At 55.9% G+C, this 15,719-nt stretch carries 11 protein-coding genes and 2 tRNA genes; 7 read left to right on the forward strand and 6 right to left on the reverse strand.

The genetic code is table 11. The annotated features are described in order from the left end of the window. Positions 1-52: 52 nt before the first annotated feature. Positions 53-4,015 carry a trifunctional transcriptional regulator/proline dehydrogenase/L-glutamate gamma-semialdehyde dehydrogenase gene (gene putA / locus ACMGG3_RS04100; RefSeq protein WP_414149608.1) on the reverse strand — a complete coding sequence of 1,321 codons (3,963 nt, stop codon included), beginning with the start codon at positions 4,013-4,015 and terminating at the stop codon, positions 53-55. A 423-nt stretch (positions 4,016-4,438) separates the two neighbouring features. On the opposite strand from putA, the gene putP reads away from it, so the two are divergent. Beyond that, positions 4,439-5,947 carry a sodium/proline symporter PutP gene (gene putP, locus ACMGG3_RS04105; protein WP_414149609.1) on the forward strand — a complete coding sequence of 503 codons (1,509 nt, stop codon included), beginning with the start codon at positions 4,439-4,441 and terminating at the stop codon, positions 5,945-5,947. A gap of 115 nt (positions 5,948-6,062) precedes the next feature. Next, a complete protein-coding gene (locus ACMGG3_RS04110; protein ID WP_014169506.1) occupies positions 6,063-6,482 on the forward strand; it encodes a DUF3574 domain-containing protein in 420 nt (139 codons plus the stop codon). 32 nt (positions 6,483-6,514) lie between these two features. On the opposite strand, the gene ACMGG3_RS04115 is transcribed toward ACMGG3_RS04110, so the two are convergent. Next, positions 6,515-7,699, reverse strand: a complete 1,185-nt coding sequence (locus ACMGG3_RS04115; RefSeq protein ID WP_014169507.1) for a NupC/NupG family nucleoside CNT transporter — start codon at positions 7,697-7,699, stop codon at positions 6,515-6,517. A gap of 251 nt (positions 7,700-7,950) precedes the next feature. Here ACMGG3_RS04115 and efeU point away from each other — a divergent pair, with 251 nt between their 5' ends. The 4 genes from efeU (at position 7,951) to phoH (ending at position 12,531) form a co-directional block, all read left to right on the forward strand. Continuing rightward, positions 7,951-8,784: an iron uptake transporter permease EfeU gene (efeU, locus tag ACMGG3_RS04120; protein WP_020884710.1), complete on the forward strand. Its 834-nt coding sequence runs from the start codon at positions 7,951-7,953 to the stop codon at positions 8,782-8,784. A gap of 42 nt (positions 8,785-8,826) precedes the next feature. Further along, entirely contained in the window at positions 8,827-9,954 is a 1,128-nt protein-coding gene (gene efeO / locus ACMGG3_RS04125) for an iron uptake system protein EfeO (protein WP_414149610.1), read from the forward strand. 5 nt (positions 9,955-9,959) lie between these two features. Further along, a complete protein-coding gene (gene efeB, locus ACMGG3_RS04130; protein ID WP_020884708.1) occupies positions 9,960-11,243 on the forward strand; it encodes an iron uptake transporter deferrochelatase/peroxidase subunit in 1,284 nt (427 codons plus the stop codon). Positions 11,244-11,742: 499 nt separating this feature from the next. After that, on the forward strand, positions 11,743-12,531 hold the full coding sequence (phoH, locus tag ACMGG3_RS04135) for a phosphate starvation-inducible protein PhoH (RefSeq protein WP_024908976.1): 789 nt from the start codon (positions 11,743-11,745) through the stop codon (positions 12,529-12,531). Between the two features lie 116 nt (positions 12,532-12,647). On the opposite strand, the gene ACMGG3_RS04140 is transcribed toward phoH, so the two are convergent. The 3 genes from ACMGG3_RS04140 to ACMGG3_RS04150 all read right to left on the reverse strand — a co-directional run bounded on the left by ACMGG3_RS04140 (position 12,648) and on the right by ACMGG3_RS04150 (position 14,441). After that, positions 12,648-12,735, reverse strand: a tRNA-Ser gene (locus ACMGG3_RS04140). A gap of 147 nt (positions 12,736-12,882) precedes the next feature. Beyond that, a complete protein-coding gene (locus tag ACMGG3_RS04145; RefSeq protein WP_040017121.1) occupies positions 12,883-13,560 on the reverse strand; it encodes an isochorismatase family protein in 678 nt (225 codons plus the stop codon). Positions 13,561-13,580: 20 nt separating this feature from the next. Continuing rightward, the gene (locus ACMGG3_RS04150) at positions 13,581-14,441 is read right to left on the reverse strand and encodes a pirin family protein (protein ID WP_414149611.1); all 861 of its coding nucleotides are present in this window, start codon (positions 14,439-14,441) and stop codon (positions 13,581-13,583) included. 109 nt (positions 14,442-14,550) lie between these two features. Between ACMGG3_RS04150 and ACMGG3_RS04155 the strand changes: the two genes are divergently transcribed. Then, positions 14,551-15,456, forward strand: coding sequence for a LysR family transcriptional regulator (locus ACMGG3_RS04155; RefSeq protein ID WP_068794498.1), 906 nt, complete (start codon positions 14,551-14,553; stop codon positions 15,454-15,456). A 93-nt stretch (positions 15,457-15,549) separates the two neighbouring features. Here ACMGG3_RS04155 and ACMGG3_RS04160 read toward each other — a convergent pair. Next, a tRNA-Ser gene (locus ACMGG3_RS04160) sits at positions 15,550-15,637 on the reverse strand. Between the last annotated feature and the right edge of the window lie 82 nt (positions 15,638-15,719).

Consider the following 15,719-nt stretch of genomic DNA (forward strand, 5'->3'; position numbering starts at 1 on the left):
GGTTATTTTGTCACCCCGGTAAGCGTAGTGCCACCGGGGATATTTTACACGATTAACCGATAGTCATCAGGCTCGCGTTACCGCCCGCTGCCGCGGTGTTCACGCTGAGCGAGCGCTCAACGTACAGACGTTCCAGCAGCAGGTTGGTTTCGCCGCGGGCAAAGCCCTGTACCGAAACAATCGCACCGCTGCGGGCCGCCACCTGCTCGCACAGTTCGCGCAGCTGGTCGGAATCACCGTGATAGATAACGGCATCAAACGGCTGAGTCAGCAGGGCATCGGGCTTCGCAAAATGAATGCGGGCAGAGACCGCTTTCGGCAGCTGTTTCGCGAGGTCACGATGCAGTGCATCTTCCGGCCACAGCACTTCACAACCGGTTGCAGCAGCGGCGGCCAGCTGAACCAGTGCATCCTGCTCGTTGTCCGCCACGCACAGCACACGCTCGCGCGGCATCAGCGTCCAGGTGTTGCGCTCACCGGTTGGCCCCGGTAGCAGGCGCTGCGTACCCGCCTGCGCCAGTTCGCCATACTGCTGTGCGACAGCGCGCAGTTCCGGGCGTTTTTCTGCCCACGTGATGAGCGCTTCAAGCGGCTGTGTCAGCACGGCCTTCAGCTGCGCGTCCACCGGACGTTCGGCATCCTGACGTGCCAGCGTCACGCCGAGCGCATTGTCCGGACGGTTTGCCAGCAGACGGTACAGGTAGAGTGGACCACCGGCTTTTGGACCGGTACCTGACAGACCTTCACCGCCGAACGGCTGTACGCCCACTACCGCGCCGACCATGTTACGGTTGACGTACAGGTTGCCTACTTTAGCGCTGCCGGTCACCTGAGCGATGGTCTCATCGATGCGGGTATGCACGCCGAGGGTCAGGCCATAGCCGGAGGCGTTAATCTGTTCAATCAGCTCGTTGAGGTTGTTACGGTTGTAGCGCACCACGTGCAATACCGGGCCAAAGACCTCTTTTTTCAGCTCGTCGAAGCTGGCCAGTTCAATCAGCGTTGGCGGCACAAAGGTGCCGGTCTGCCACTCGCGGGCATCCTCGCTGTTTTCACGCACGGCCTGGAAGACCGGACGGCCTTTGGCGCGCATGGTCTGAATGTGGTTTTCGATATTTACTTTGGCTTCCGCGTCGATAACCGGCCCGATATCGGTCGTGAGACGGCCCGGGTTACCCATGCGGCATTCGGCCATCGCGCCGCGCAGCATCTTCAGCGTGTGGTCTGCTACGTCATCCTGCAGACACAGCACGCGCAGGGCGGAACAGCGCTGGCCCGCGCTGTCGAAGGCGGAGGCGAGAACATCGACCACCACCTGCTCGGTGAGCGCGGAGGAGTCGACGATCATGGCGTTCATGCCGCCGGTTTCAGCGATGAGCGGCGTTGGACGCCCCTGCGCATCAAGACGGGTGGCGATGTTGCGCTGCAGCAGGGAGGCCACTTCAGTCGAGCCGGTAAACATCACGCCGCGCACACGGTTATCGGCGGTCAGTTTCGCCCCGACCGTTTCACCGCGGCCCGGCAACAGCTGTATGACACCCGCAGGCACGCCTGCTTCCAGCAGAATGTGAATACCCTGAGCGGCAATCAGCGGGGTCTGCTCCGCCGGTTTTGCCAGCACGCTGTTGCCTGCGGCAAGTGCGGCGGCAATCTGGCCGGTGAAGATCGCCAGCGGGAAGTTCCACGGACTGATACACACCACCGGACCGAGAGGACGGTGGGTTTCGTTATCGAAATCATCACGAACCTGGCCTGCGTAGTAGTGCAGGAAGTCGACCGCTTCACGAACTTCGGCAATGGCGTTGCTGAAGGTTTTACCTGCTTCGCGCACCAGGATCCCGATGAGCGACTGCATCTGGTCTTCCATCAGCACCGCAGCACGTTCCAGAATGGCGCCACGCTCTTGCGGCGGCGTCGCGAACCAGATTGGCGCGTTATTCACCGCGCTGTCCAGCGCCTGATCCACTTCTGCTTCGGTTGCTTCACGCACGTAGCCGACGATATCTTTTGGCTCCGCCGGGTTAATCACGGGCTGCATTTCGCCATCAGCGACGGGCTGCTCCAGAATCGGTTTGGCCTGCCATTTCTGCAGCGCGCTGTTGAGCAGGGCGGAGGAGAGGGAGGCCAGACGGTGTTCGTTCGCCAGGTCCAGGCCCGCGGAGTTCACGCGACCTTTGCCGTACAGTTCACGCGGCAGCGGGATCTTCGGATGCGGCTGGCCAATCTGACCTTCCTGGGCCGCCATCTTCTCAACCGCCTGCACCGGATCGGCAACCAGCTCGTCAAGCGGCAGGGTGGTATCGGCGATACGGTTAACGAAGGAGGTGTTCGCCCCGTTCTCCAGCAGACGACGCACCAGGTACGCCAGCAGGGTTTCATGGGTGCCCACCGGGGCATAAATACGGCACGGACGGTTCAGTTTGCCATCCGCCACTTTACCGGTGACCTGCTCGTACAGCGGTTCACCCATGCCGTGCAGGCACTGGAACTCATACTGACCCGGATAGTAGTTCTGACCGGCCAGGCTGTAGATGGCCGCCAGAGTGTGGGCGTTATGGGTGGCAAACTGCGGGTAAATCAGGTTCGGCACGCCGAGCAGTTTTTTCGCGCAGGCAAGGTATGAGACATCGGTGTAAACCTTGCGGGTATAGACCGGATAGCCTTCCAGACCTTCCATCTGGGCGCGTTTAATCTCGCTGTCCCAGTAAGCGCCTTTCACCAGGCGGATCATCAGGCGACGGCGGCTGCGGCTTGCCAGGTCAATCAGGTAATCAATCACGAACGGACAACGTTTCTGATACGCCTGGATAACGAAACCAATTCCGTTCCAGCCTGCCAGCTCCGGCTCGAAGCACAGTTTTTCCAGCAGATCGAGGGAGATCTCCAGGCGGTCGGCCTCTTCGGCATCGATGTTGATACCGATGTCGTACTGGCGCGCCAGCAGGGTCAGAGACTTCAGGCGCGGATAGAGCTCTTCCATCACCCGGTCGTACTGCGCACGGCTGTAGCGCGGATGCAGGGCCGAGAGCTTGATGGAGATCCCCGGGCCTTCATAAATACCACGACCGTTTGACGCTTTACCAATGGCGTGAATCGCCTGCTGGTAAGAGACCATATAAGCCTGCGCGTCGGCGGCGGTCAGAGCCGCTTCACCCAGCATGTCGTAAGAGTAGCGGAAACCTTTATCTTCGAGCTTACGGGCGTTGGCCAGCGCTTCCGCGATGGTTTCGCCGGTAACAAACTGCTCGCCCATCAGGCGCATCGCCATATCCACACCTTTGCGGATCAGCGGTTCACCGCTCTTGCCGATGATGCGGTTCAGGGAGCGAGAGAGGTTGGCTTCGTTATGAGTCGAGACCAGTCGGCCGGTAAACAGCAGGCCCCAGGTCGCCGCGTTGACGAACAGCGACGGGCTGCGGCCAATGTGTGACTGCCAGTTACCGTTGCTGATTTTGTCGCGGATCAGTGCGTCACGGGTGGCTTTGTCAGGAATACGCAACAGCGCTTCCGCCAGACACATCAGCGCTACGCCCTCCTGAGAGGAGAGGGAAAACTCCTGCAGCAGACCCTGTACCATTCCGGCGCGGCCGGTGGCATTTTTCTGGTTACGCAGTTTGTCGGCAAGCTGATACGCCAGGCTGTGCGCCTGAGAGGCAATGGCTTCTGGCAGACGGGCCTGCTCCAGCAGCATCGGTACGGCGTCGGTTTCGGCACGACGGTAAGCACCGGTAATGGCGGCGCGACTGACCGACTGAGGCAGGATCTGCTCGGCGAATTCAAGGAACGGCTGATGGTTTTCGTCAGCAGCGGCGGAAACCTCATCACTTTCATTGGCCGCACCCGCCAGCAGCGCGGGCAGCTCTGGCAGCCCCTCATCGCTTTCGAGTCTTTCGAGGTAGTTAAAAATCGCCTGCTTGATTAGCCAGTGCGGCGTGCGGTCAATGCGGGTTGCTGCGGTCTTAATCCGTTCGCGGGTTGCGTCATCCAGCTTAACCCCCATGGTGGTCATACCCATGCCAAAGCTCCTGTTGTTCTGTCGTCGTGTGCTATCGATAGCGTGAAATATCCACCATGTTGCAACTTTGTGCAACCGTGTTAAATGTGACCTGGTTTGCAACCCAGAAAATGAATGGATTGTTAAGAGATGGTTAGTTGGAAAAAAGTGCTGGCTTCTGGATGAGAGGCCTGTTTTTATGCGGGACTTAACACTTTTAAAAGGTGCAACCCGTAAAAGCGTGAGCGAGTGCAACCTATACGAAAGACGTATAAAACCAGGGATGAATTTGATGTAAATGCAGTGTTAAATCGTTTGTGTGCGAGCACTGCTTACGGCAGGATACGCGCGGCCAACAGAAACACATACACACATCACTACGTTCCGGTGATGACATAACAAGGCAACCCGGACGGTTGTCGCTCGACATTTTGGAGAATTTGAATGGCAATTAGCACACCGATGCTGGTGACATTTCTCGTTTATATATTTGGCATGATCCTGATAGGGTTTTTGGCATGGCGTTCAACAAAGAACTTTGACGACTACATTCTCGGCGGGCGTAGCTTAGGGCCGATGGTCACCGCACTCTCTGCGGGCGCGTCCGACATGAGCGGCTGGCTGCTGATGGGTCTGCCGGGGGCGATTTTCATCTCCGGTATTTCTGAAAGCTGGATCGCCATTGGCCTGACCGTCGGGGCATGGATCAACTGGAAGCTGGTTGCGGGCCGTCTGCGCGTGCATACCGAAGCCAACAACAATGCGTTGACCCTGCCGGATTACTTCACCGGACGCTTTGAAGATAACAGCCGCGTGCTGCGCATTATCTCTGCGCTGGTTATCCTCGTGTTCTTCACCATCTATTGTGCCTCTGGCATTGTGGCCGGCGCGCGCCTCTTCGAAAGCACCTTCGGCATGAGCTATGAAACGGCGCTGTGGGCCGGTGCTGCGGCAACCATTCTCTATACCTTCGTGGGCGGTTTCCTGGCCGTAAGCTGGACTGACACCGTGCAGGCGAGCCTGATGATCTTTGCTCTGATCCTGACGCCAGTCATTGTCATCTTCACCGTCGGCGGCTTTGCTGATTCGCTGGAAGTGATTAAGCAGAAGAGCATTGAAAACGTCGACATGCTGAAAGGGCTGAACTTTGTCGCCATCGTTTCTCTGATGGGCTGGGGTCTGGGCTACTTCGGTCAACCGCACATTCTGGCGCGCTTCATGGCCGCTGACTCTCACCACACGATTGTTCATGCCCGTCGTATCAGTATGACGTGGATGATCCTCTGTCTGGCGGGTGCCTGTGCGGTTGGCTTCTTCGGCATCGCTTACTTTAACAATAACCCGGCGCAGGCAGGTGCAGTAAACCAGAACGCCGAGCGTGTGTTCATCGAACTGGCGGGCATTCTGTTCAACCCGTGGATTGCCGGTATTCTGCTCTCCGCGATCCTGGCGGCCGTGATGTCCACCCTGAGCTGCCAGCTGCTGGTCTGCTCAAGTGCAATCACCGAAGACCTCTACAAAGCGTTCCTGCGTAAAGATGCGAGCCAGAAAGAGCTGGTATGGGTGGGGCGTTTCATGGTGCTGGCGGTGGCCTTAATTGCCATTGCGCTGGCGGCAAACCCTGAGAACCGCGTGCTGGGCCTGGTAAGCTACGCGTGGGCGGGCTTTGGTGCGGCGTTTGGTCCGGTGGTGCTCTTCTCGGTGCTGTGGTCGCGCATGACCCGCAACGGCGCGCTGGCGGGGATGATTATCGGTGCGCTTACCGTTATCGTCTGGAAGCAGTTCGCCTGGCTCGGTCTGTACGAAATTATCCCGGGCTTCATCTTCGGCAGTATCGGCATTGTGGTGTTCAGCCTGCTGGGTAAAGCGCCTTCTGCCTCAATGCAGAAACGTTTTGCTGAAGCAGACGCACACTATCACACTGCACCGCCGTCAAAGCTGCAGGCTGAGTAATTTTTTTCGCTGATAGACAGGCCGGGTAAGCGCGCGCGCTACCCGGCTTTTTTCTTGCCAAAATCCGCAATTTACGATGATATCGCTGTGCTTATAACAATGAGGATAGCGAAGCATGACAATCAAAACAGGGGTAATGGCAGCGGCATTATTGATGCTGGCGGGCTGCAGTGTGCCATCGCAACACGCGGCGATGGAGACCTGCAAAGCGGATAACCAGATGCAGCAAACCACGCTCTATTTCGGGCTAAACCGTCCCGCAGGGGCGCAAATCACCACCGGCGAGTGGCAGCAGTTCGTTGACCAGGACGTGACGCCGCGTTTTCGCGATGGCCTGACGGTCTTTGATGCGCGCGGGCAGTGGCTGGGTAACGACGGGAAAGTGGCGCGTGAACCGAGCAAGGCGCTTATGCTGATCCACGGTAAAGATGCGCAGAGCGAGAAGAATATTGAAGCGTTGCGCGGTATTTATAAATCACGCTTCGCGCAGGAGTCGGTGATGCGGGTCGATCAACCGGTGTGCGTGCAGTTTTAATGAAAAACGGCGGGAGAACCCGCCGTTATCGCTTACAGCACCAGTCCTGCAAAGCTGGCGGACAGCAAACTGACCAGCGTCGCGCCATACACCAGACGTAAGCCAAAACGCGATACCACGTTCCCCTGTTGCTCGTTCAGGCCTTTGATCGCCCCGGCCACAATGCCGATAGAGGCAAAGTTAGCGAACGACACCAGGAAAACGGACAAAATGCCCAGTCCGCGTGGTGACATCTGATGCGCAATTTTTTGCAGCTCAATCATTGCCACAAATTCATTTGCGACCAGCTTGGTTGCCATAATACTGCCGGCATTCAACGCGTCGCTCAGCGGAATACCAACCAGCCATGCCAGCGGGTAAAATACATAGCCCAGGATCTGCTGGAAGCTCATACCAAATACGCTGGAGAAGAGGGCGTTAACGGCGCTAATAAGGGCAATAAAGCCAATCAGCATCGCCAGAATAATCATCGCCACTTTAAAACCGGCCAGAATATACTCGCCAAGCATTTCGAAGAAGCTCTGGGACTCGTGCAGCTTTTCAAGCTTGATGTCCGGCTCTGCTTCCGGGCGCGCCGGGTTGATAATGGAGAGAATAATAAAGGTGCTGAACATGTTCAGGATGAGCGCGGCAACGACAAATTTGGCGTCGAGCATGGTCATATAGGCACCGACAATCGACAGAGATACCGTCGACATGGCCGTGGCCGCCATGGTGAAGAGACGACGAGAGGAGAGGTCGCCCAGTACACCCTTGTAGGCAATAAAGTTTTCAGACTGTCCGAGGATCAGCGAGCTCACCGCGTTGAACGATTCCAGCTTACCCATGCCATTCAGTTTTGACAGCAGTGTCCCGATCACCCGAATAAAAATCGGCAGAATTCGCCAGTGCTGAAGAATACCAATCAGTGCGGAGATAAAAATAATCGGGCAGAGTACGCCGAGGAAAATGAACGCCAGTCCTTTTTCACCCATCCCGCCAAAGACGAAATTGGTGCCTTCGGCCGCGAATTTCAGCAGTGACTCAAAGAATCCCGAGACATATTTAATAATGAACAGCCCGCTTTCGGCATGAAGGAAAAAGAACGCCAGGGCTATTTCAATGACAATCAGCTGTAAAACAAAACGAATGCGAATTTTTCGGCGGTCGAAACTCACCAGCCAGGCAAGCGCAAGAATAATCACCAGCGCCAGCAGGAAATGGATAATGTTAAACATGGTTAATTTTCAGTTGGTTTTTGAGGCAGATATTTAGCCACAGCCCTGATTAACCGTAAATGGGCATTTTCGCTATAACTTATAAACTTAACGATAACGCCAGCAATTATTACCAGGCTGGGTGTTTACAACTCGTCATCAAAACAACACACATTTCGCTTGTTTTTCTTGCTGGCGTAATGATAATCACTATCACAAGAATTTACCTTTCTTTGCATCAGTTGACCGCGATAAACATTTAAGGTGTCGGCATGTTTGTTCCATTTCTCATTATGTTACGTGAAGGTCTCGAAGCGGCCCTCATCGTCAGCCTCATCGCCAGTTATCTGAAGCGAACCCAGCGTGGACGCTGGATTGGTGTCATGTGGATTGGGGTATTCCTCGCTGCAGCACTCTGTCTGGGCCTCGGCATTCTTATCAATGAAACCACCGGTGAGTTTCCCCAGAAAGAGCAAGAGTTGTTTGAAGGGATCGTGGCCGTCATTGCCGTGGTAATCCTCACCTGGATGGTGTTCTGGATGCGTAAAGTGTCCCGCAACGTGAAGGTGCAGCTTGAGCAGGCGGTGGATAACGCCCTGCAAAAGGGCAATAACCACGGCTGGGCGCTGATCATGATGGTCTTTTTCGCCGTGGCGCGGGAAGGGCTGGAGTCGGTTTTCTTCCTGCTGGCGGCATTTCAGCAGGATGTGGGGATCTGGCCACCGCTGGGTGCGATGCTGGGTCTGGCCACTGCGGTGGTGCTGGGATTCCTGCTCTACTGGGGTGGCATTCGCCTTAACCTGGGTGCGTTCTTTAAATGGACCAGCCTGTTTATTCTGCTGGTGGCCGCTGGGCTGGCGGCGGGGGCGATCCGCGCTTTCCACGAAGCGGGCCTGTGGAATCACTTCCAGGAAGTGGCGTTCGACCTCAGTAACGTGCTCTCAACGCATTCCCTGACCGGTACCTTGCTCGAAGGTATTTTTGGTTACCAGGAAACGCCGAGCGTCAGCGAAGTGGCGATGTACTTTATCTATTTGGTTCCGGCGCTGGTGCTGTTTGCCATGCCGCCGCGCACCGGCACTCAGACGTCGCGCGTTGCGCCGTAATCTGTCTGCATTAGTTACAACATACTTTTAAAGGGAAGAGTCATGGCAATTCAGTTCCGTCGTAGTGCATTATGCGCAGGCATTGCCGCGCTGTTCGCTTCAGCATTTTCCGCCTGGGGCGCGGATGTTCCGCAGGTCAAGGTTTCGGTCAATGATAAGCAGTGCGAGCCAATGACCATCACGGTCAACAGCGGCAAAACCCAGTTTATTATTCAGAACCACAGCCAGAAGGCGCTGGAGTGGGAAATCCTGAAAGGCGTCATGGTGGTGGAAGAGCGTGAAAATATCGCGCCGGGCTTTAGTCAGAAGATGACCGCCAACCTGCAGCCGGGTGAATATGAGATGACCTGCGGGCTGCTGACGAACCCTAAAGGCAAGCTTATCGTGAAGGGCGACGCCACGGCCGACGCCGGAAAAGGCACGGCTCTGTTGAGCCTGGGTGATGCGATTACTGCTTATAAAGCGTATGTCATGAAAGAGACGGCGGACCTGGCTACCGGTACCAAAGCCTTCACCGATGCGGTGAAAGCGGGCGATATCGCGAAAGCGAAATCCCTGTATGCGCCAACCCGTCAGCATTACGAGCGGATTGAGCCGATTGCCGAGTTGTTCTCTGACCTGGATGGCAGCATTGATGCCCGTGAAGATGATTTTGAGCAGAAAGCCGCCGACCCGAAATTTACCGGCTTCCACCGTCTGGAGAAAGCCCTGTTTGGCGATAACACTCTCAAAGGGATGGATAAATATGCCAATCAGCTGAACAGTGACGTGCTTGAGCTGCAAAAACGCATCAGTGAGCTGGCCTTCCCGCCATCAAAAGTGGTGGGCGGTGCCGCGGGTCTGATTGAAGAAGTGGCGGCAAGTAAAATCAGCGGTGAAGAAGACCGTTACAGCCACACCGACCTGTGGGACTTCCAGGCCAACGTCGATGGCGCGCAGAAAATTGTCGATCTGCTGCGTCCTCAGCTGCAGAAAGATAACAGCGAACTGCTGGCGAAAGTGGATGCCAACTTCAAAAAAGTCGACACCATTCTGGCGAAGTACCGTACCAAAGACGGGTTTGAAACCTACGATAAACTGACCGATGCCGACCGTAACGCGCTGAAAGGCCCGATTACCACACTGGCGGAAGATCTCTCCCTGCTGCGTGGCGTACTGGGTCTGGATTAAGCACGATGAACAAGCAGAATGAACACGACGTGGTGGAACCTTCACGTCGTCGATTGTTAAAAGGAGTAGGGGCGCTGGGGGGCGCCCTTGCTCTGGCCGGAGGGTGCCCGGTGGCGCATGCGGCGAAACCGCAAAGTGCTCCAGGCACGCTGTCACCCAATGCACGCATGGAGACGCAGCCTTTTTATGGCGAGCATCAGTCGGGCATTCTGACGCCACAGCAGGCCTCCATGATGCTGGTGGCTTTTGATTCGCTGGCAAGCGATAAAGCCGATCTTGAGCGTTTGTTCCGCCTGCTGACGACGCGCATCGCGTTTCTCACCGCCGGTGGTCCGGCGCCGGACACGCCTAACCCGCGTCTGCCGCCGATGGACTCCGGTATCCTCGGGGCATTTATCGCTCCGGATAACCTGACGATAACCGTTTCGCTCGGTGAGTCGCTGTTTGATGCGCGCTACGGGCTGGCAAAACAGAAGCCAAAAGCGCTGCAGAAAATGACGCGTTTCCCGAATGATTCTCTGGATGCTGCTCTCTGCCACGGCGATCTGCTCCTGCAAATTTGCGCCAACACCCAGGATACGGTGATCCACGCGCTGCGCGACATCATCAAGCACACGCCGGACCTGCTGAGCGTTCGCTGGAAGCGGGAAGGGTTTATCTCTGACCATGCCGCCCGCAGCAAAGGGAAAGAGACGCCGGTTAACCTGCTGGGCTTTAAAGACGGCACGGCCAACCCGGACAGCCGTAATGACCCGCTCATGAAAGAGGTGGTCTGGGTGACGGCCGATCAGGGCGAGCCGGCATGGGCTGTGGGGGGAAGTTATCAGGCGGTGCGGATTATTCAGTTCCACGTGGAGTTCTGGGACCGTACGCCGCTCAAAGAGCAGCAGACGATTTTTGGCCGCGATAAACAGAGTGGCGCTCCGCTCGGGATGAAGAACGAGCATGATGTGCCTGACTACGCCAGCGATCCGAATGGCGATGTCATCGCGCTGGACAGCCATATCCGCCTGGCCAATCCGCGTACCAAAGAGACACAATCCAGCCTGATGATGCGTCGGGGATATAGCTATTCACTTGGCGTAACCAACGCTGGCCAGCTCGATATGGGGCTGCTGTTTGTCTGCTATCAGCACGACCTGGAGAAGGGCTTCCTGACCGTACAGAAACGCTTAAACGGGGAAGCGCTGGAAGAGTACATTAAACCCATCGGCGGCGGTTATTTCTTTGCCCTGCCTGGCGCACGCGATCGCAACGCCTATCTCGCTCAAGGGTTGATTGAAGCCTGATAATTGTCCCTGCGATAATTCGCGGGGACATTATTTTTTCATATGCCTGTCCTGCTGTTATATTTCTGTAATATTCCTGTATGAGACTGATTTCCACTGTAGGGACAGTCTTAAAGTTACGTTCAGGTAAAATAAATGTTGCATTTATGATAACTCCTGATGTACTTAAGATAAGACAGCGGTAGTTCCCGGCAGTGATGCTGAATCACTATGGAGATCGCGAATGGTTGCGTCCTGTACTGGACATGGTAAACACAACACCCGCAGCACCCGGCGCGGAGGCTCAGACTCCGGCAGCGATTTCCTCACCACAAAATTATCCCCCTCGACTCAAGAATCTCTTTCGACCGACGTGCAGAATGGTGCGCGTAGCCGTTCTGTTGCGTCATCCGGTAAAGCAAGCAATGGCTTACAAGGAAGCCAACCCTCTGATGTTCGTGCGCATAATCGTGCTGAAACTGGCACGTGTGATGAATACCAACAACTCAAGGTGCTATCCATGGGAAGACAAAAAGCAGTGATCAAAGCTCGTCGCGAAGCAAAACGTGTGCTGAGACGGGATTCACGTAGCCATAAACAGCGTGAAGAAGAATCGGTCACCTCGCTTGTGCAGATGAGTGGCGTAGAAGCAATTGGCATGGCCCGAGACAGCCGTGATAATTCTCCAATTGTGGCGCGCAATGAGGCTCAGGCGCACTACCTGAATGCTATCGAGAGTAAACAGCTCATCTTTGCAACCGGCGAAGCCGGATGCGGGAAAACGTGGATCAGTGCAGCCAAAGCGGCAGAGGCGCTGATCCATAAAGACGTGGAGAGAATTATTGTCACCCGTCCGGTACTGCAGGCTGATGAAGATCTTGGCTTCTTGCCCGGAGATATTTCAGAGAAGTTTGCCCCTTACTTCAGGCCCGTCTATGACGTGCTGGTGAAACGTCTGGGAGCATCCTTTATGCAGTACTGTCTGCGACCAGAGATTGGCAAGGTGGAAATCGCGCCGTTCGCTTATATGCGCGGACGTACATTTGAAAATGCGGTCGTCATTCTTGACGAGGCTCAGAACGTGACCGCAGCGCAAATGAAGATGTTTTTAACGCGCCTCGGGGAAAACGTGACGGTCATCGTCAATGGTGATATTACCCAGTGCGATCTGCCGTCGGGCGTGAAGTCCGGACTGAGCGACGCCATGTCACGTTTTGAGGAAGATGAGATGATTGGGGTGGTACGCTTCACGAAAGAAGACTGCGTGCGTTCAGCGCTCTGCCAGCGTACGTTGCAAGCGTACTATTGAGTTAGCCGTTGTGTTCAAGGCCCGGGAAACCGGGCTTTGTTTTTTGTGCGGGCGTCCTGTCCGGGGAATATAAAAGAAAAAAGCCCGTACTTTCGTACGCGCTCTCATCTTGAATATGGCGGTGAGGGGGGGATTCGAACCCCCGATACGTTGCCGTATACACACTTTCCAGGCGTGCTCCTTCAGCCACTCGGACACCTCACCATATTGTTTTGCTGCCTGACCGCTTGGGGGGCAACGGGGCGCTACTATAGGGAGTTGCGCTAAAACGGTCAAGCAGATTTTCTGCTTTAGTGCTTGTTCGGTTAAGCAATAATCAGCTCCACGTCTTTTTGACCGTGGAGCCGTTGATTAACGCTGTGAATCGAGCACTTCGCTGTTTTTGACCACCTCTTGTGCTCTGGTATAGCTTTCGATCAGCAACTGATAGGCAGGGAAGATATGGGTATACACTTCAGCCCACTCGGCTGCATCTTCCCGGTTCCATGTCCGCTGGATCTCAGAGGCAACCGCCGCGGTATCCATTGGTACCACCCCGGCCTGGACCACGCGCGCCAGGGTGATCTCCTGAGCCATTTTGCTGTAGGTGCCGGAGGCATCAATAACCGCAAACACTTTATAACCCTCCGCGACTGCGCTAATAGAGGGAAACGCCATGCAGACGCTGGTGATGGTGCCGGCGATGATCAACGTTTTGCGCCCCGTGGCTTTCACCGCAGCCACAAACTCCGGGTTATCCCAGGCGTTGATCTCACCTTTACGTGGAACGTATTGCGCATGTGGCGCATTAGCGTGGATCTCCGGGATAAGGGGGCCATTCGGTCCCTGCGGAACAGAAGCGGTGGTGATCACAGGGATCTTCGCCAGGGTAGCGATTTTTGCCAGCGCCGCAGCACGTGCGCGCAACTCTGGCATTGGCATATCCCCCACGGTCTGGAAAAGTCCGCTCTGGTGATCGATAAGCAACATCACCGCATCGTTTACATCAATAACCGGGCGTGAGCCGTTAAAATTTGCAGGTGCAGACATCTTCTTCTCCTTTATTACCATCAGATCTGGCCGAAGCGGCCGGAGTTGAAATCACGAATGGCTTCCGCGATTTCGGTTTTACTGTTCATCACAAACGGCCCATAGCCCACGATGGGTTCATTCAGCGGTTCGCCGGCCATCAGCAGGACTTTGGCATCGAGGCTCGCTTCCAGATGGAGTGTGTCGCCTTGCTGGCTTAATACAACCAGCTGTGCCTCGCCTGCCTGGGCTGTTCCGTTCACCGTAATGGTGCCTTCCATCACAACCAGCGCCGTGCTCCAGCCCTCCGGCTGACTGAGCGTGAGATGGCTACCCTGATTGAGCGCGATGTCCCAGACGTTTAGCGGCGAAAAGGTGTGCGCGGGGCCAGCAACATCCTCGTAGCGACCTGCGATAACCCGCAGCGAGCCGCTGTTATCCGGCAGCGTGACCACAGGGATTTCCGTCTTAGTGATGCTCTGGTAGCCCGGCGTCGCCATTTTGTCTTTGGCAGGCAGGTTGACCCACAGCTGCATCATTTTCAGTTCACCGCCTTTCTGCGCGAACGCGCTGGAGTGGAACTCCTCGTGCAAAATGCCAGCGCCCGCCGTCATCCATTGCACGTCCCCGGGGCCTATTACGCCGCCTCTGCCGGTGGAATCTCGATGTTCAACTTCGCCGGAATAGACGAGGGTGACCGTTTCGAAACCCCGGTGCGGATGCTCGCCGACGCCGCGCTTTGCCCCATCCGCCGGGAAGGTGTATGGCCCGGCGTAGTCCAGCAGCAAGAACGGGCTGAGTGGCTCGCAGTGCGTCTGGTAAGAAAACATTGAACGTACCGGGAAACCATCACCAACCCAGTGTTGACGGGGAGCGGTATACACGCCTGTTACGTTTTTCATGATGAACTCCTGAAGCGTTGTTGATGTAATTAGCTTATATTCAGCGTTAATATCCCGGTAGATAGTGAAAATGGCATTCACTGTTCTGAAAATAGAACGATGAGGATTTATGCAGGATCTCAATGACTTCGTCTGGTTTGTGAAGGTGGTCGACTACGGTGGTTTTGCTGCCGCGGGGCGTGCGCTCGATTTGCCGAAGTCCCGGCTAAGTCGCCGGATAGCTCAGCTGGAAGAGCGGCTTGGCGTGCGGTTAATACATCGCACAACGCGGCAGTTTACGGTGACAGAAGTAGGCCAGACCTTCTATCAGCACTGTAAAGCGATGATGGTGGAAGCAGAAGCTGCTGAGGAGGCGGTGGCCGCGTTACAGGCTGAGCCGCGCGGTATTGTCAGGATCACCTGCCCGATAACATTGTTGCATGTCCATGTTGGCCCGATGCTGGCGAGATTTATGGCGCGCTATCCAGGGATCGCGCTGCAGCTTGAGGCAACCAACCGGCGGGTAGACCTGGTGGGGGAGGGGATTGATGTCGCGATTCGCGTGCGCCCGCGTCCGTTCGATGACAGCGATCTGGTGTTAAGGGTACTGGCGGACCGGGGACATTGTCTGGTCGCCGCACCGGCGTTGATTCAGCGGATGGGTAAACCGTTGGTGCCCTCTGAACTCAGTGCCTGGCCTGGATTAAGTACGAACGAGGGTAAACACATCCATAAATGGGAACTGAGCGGTCCCGAAGGGGCGAAGGCGGAAATCCATTACCATCCTCGCCTGATCACTACCGATATGCTGGCATTGCGTGAAGCGGCTATAGCGGGTATCGGCGTGGTGCAGTTGCCCATATTGATGGTGAAAGAGCAGCTTGCGTCAGGGGACCTCATTCGCGTACTTGATGCCTGGGAGCCACGACGTGAGGTGATTCATGCTGTGTATCCTTCAAGACGCGGGTTACTCCCGTCTGTCAGGGCACTGGTGGATTTTCTTACCGAAGAGTATGCGCGGATGGTGGAAGATTAATCTTTCGGGAGAGGGGCTCAGGGCGCATGCTGCACTGGCGGAGAATATAAAAGAAAAAAGCCCGTACTTTCGTACGAGCTCTCATCTTGAATATGGCGGTGAGGGGGGGATTCGAACCCCCGATACGTTGCCGTATACACACTTTCCAGGCGTGCTCCTTCAGCCACTCGGACACCTCACCATATTGTCATCCCGTTGTTGCCGGGACGGGCGCTAATGTAAGGAAAAGCCGAACTGGCGTCAACTCACTTTTTCAGTAAATC

This window comes from Enterobacter sp. BNK-18, from assembly GCF_047456135.1.
Lineage (GTDB): Bacteria > Pseudomonadota > Gammaproteobacteria > Enterobacterales > Enterobacteriaceae > Enterobacter > Enterobacter ludwigii.

Coding starts and splice junctions, on each gene's coding strand:
- putA (WP_414149608.1), bottom strand. CDS start 4,015: ATGGGTATGACCACCATGGGGGTTAAGCTGGATGACGCAACCCGCGAA.
- putP (WP_414149609.1), top strand. CDS start 4,439: ATGGCAATTAGCACACCGATGCTGGTGACATTTCTCGTTTATATATTT.
- ACMGG3_RS04110 (WP_014169506.1), top strand. CDS start 6,063: ATGACAATCAAAACAGGGGTAATGGCAGCGGCATTATTGATGCTGGCG.
- ACMGG3_RS04115 (WP_014169507.1), bottom strand. CDS start 7,699: ATGTTTAACATTATCCATTTCCTGCTGGCGCTGGTGATTATTCTTGCG.
- efeU (WP_020884710.1), top strand. CDS start 7,951: ATGTTTGTTCCATTTCTCATTATGTTACGTGAAGGTCTCGAAGCGGCC.
- efeO (WP_414149610.1), top strand. CDS start 8,827: ATGGCAATTCAGTTCCGTCGTAGTGCATTATGCGCAGGCATTGCCGCG.
- efeB (WP_020884708.1), top strand. CDS start 9,960: ATGAACAAGCAGAATGAACACGACGTGGTGGAACCTTCACGTCGTCGA.
- phoH (WP_024908976.1), top strand. CDS start 11,743: ATGGGAAGACAAAAAGCAGTGATCAAAGCTCGTCGCGAAGCAAAACGT.
- ACMGG3_RS04145 (WP_040017121.1), bottom strand. CDS start 13,560: ATGTCTGCACCTGCAAATTTTAACGGCTCACGCCCGGTTATTGATGTA.
- ACMGG3_RS04150 (WP_414149611.1), bottom strand. CDS start 14,441: ATGAAAAACGTAACAGGCGTGTATACCGCTCCCCGTCAACACTGGGTT.
- ACMGG3_RS04155 (WP_068794498.1), top strand. CDS start 14,551: ATGCAGGATCTCAATGACTTCGTCTGGTTTGTGAAGGTGGTCGACTAC.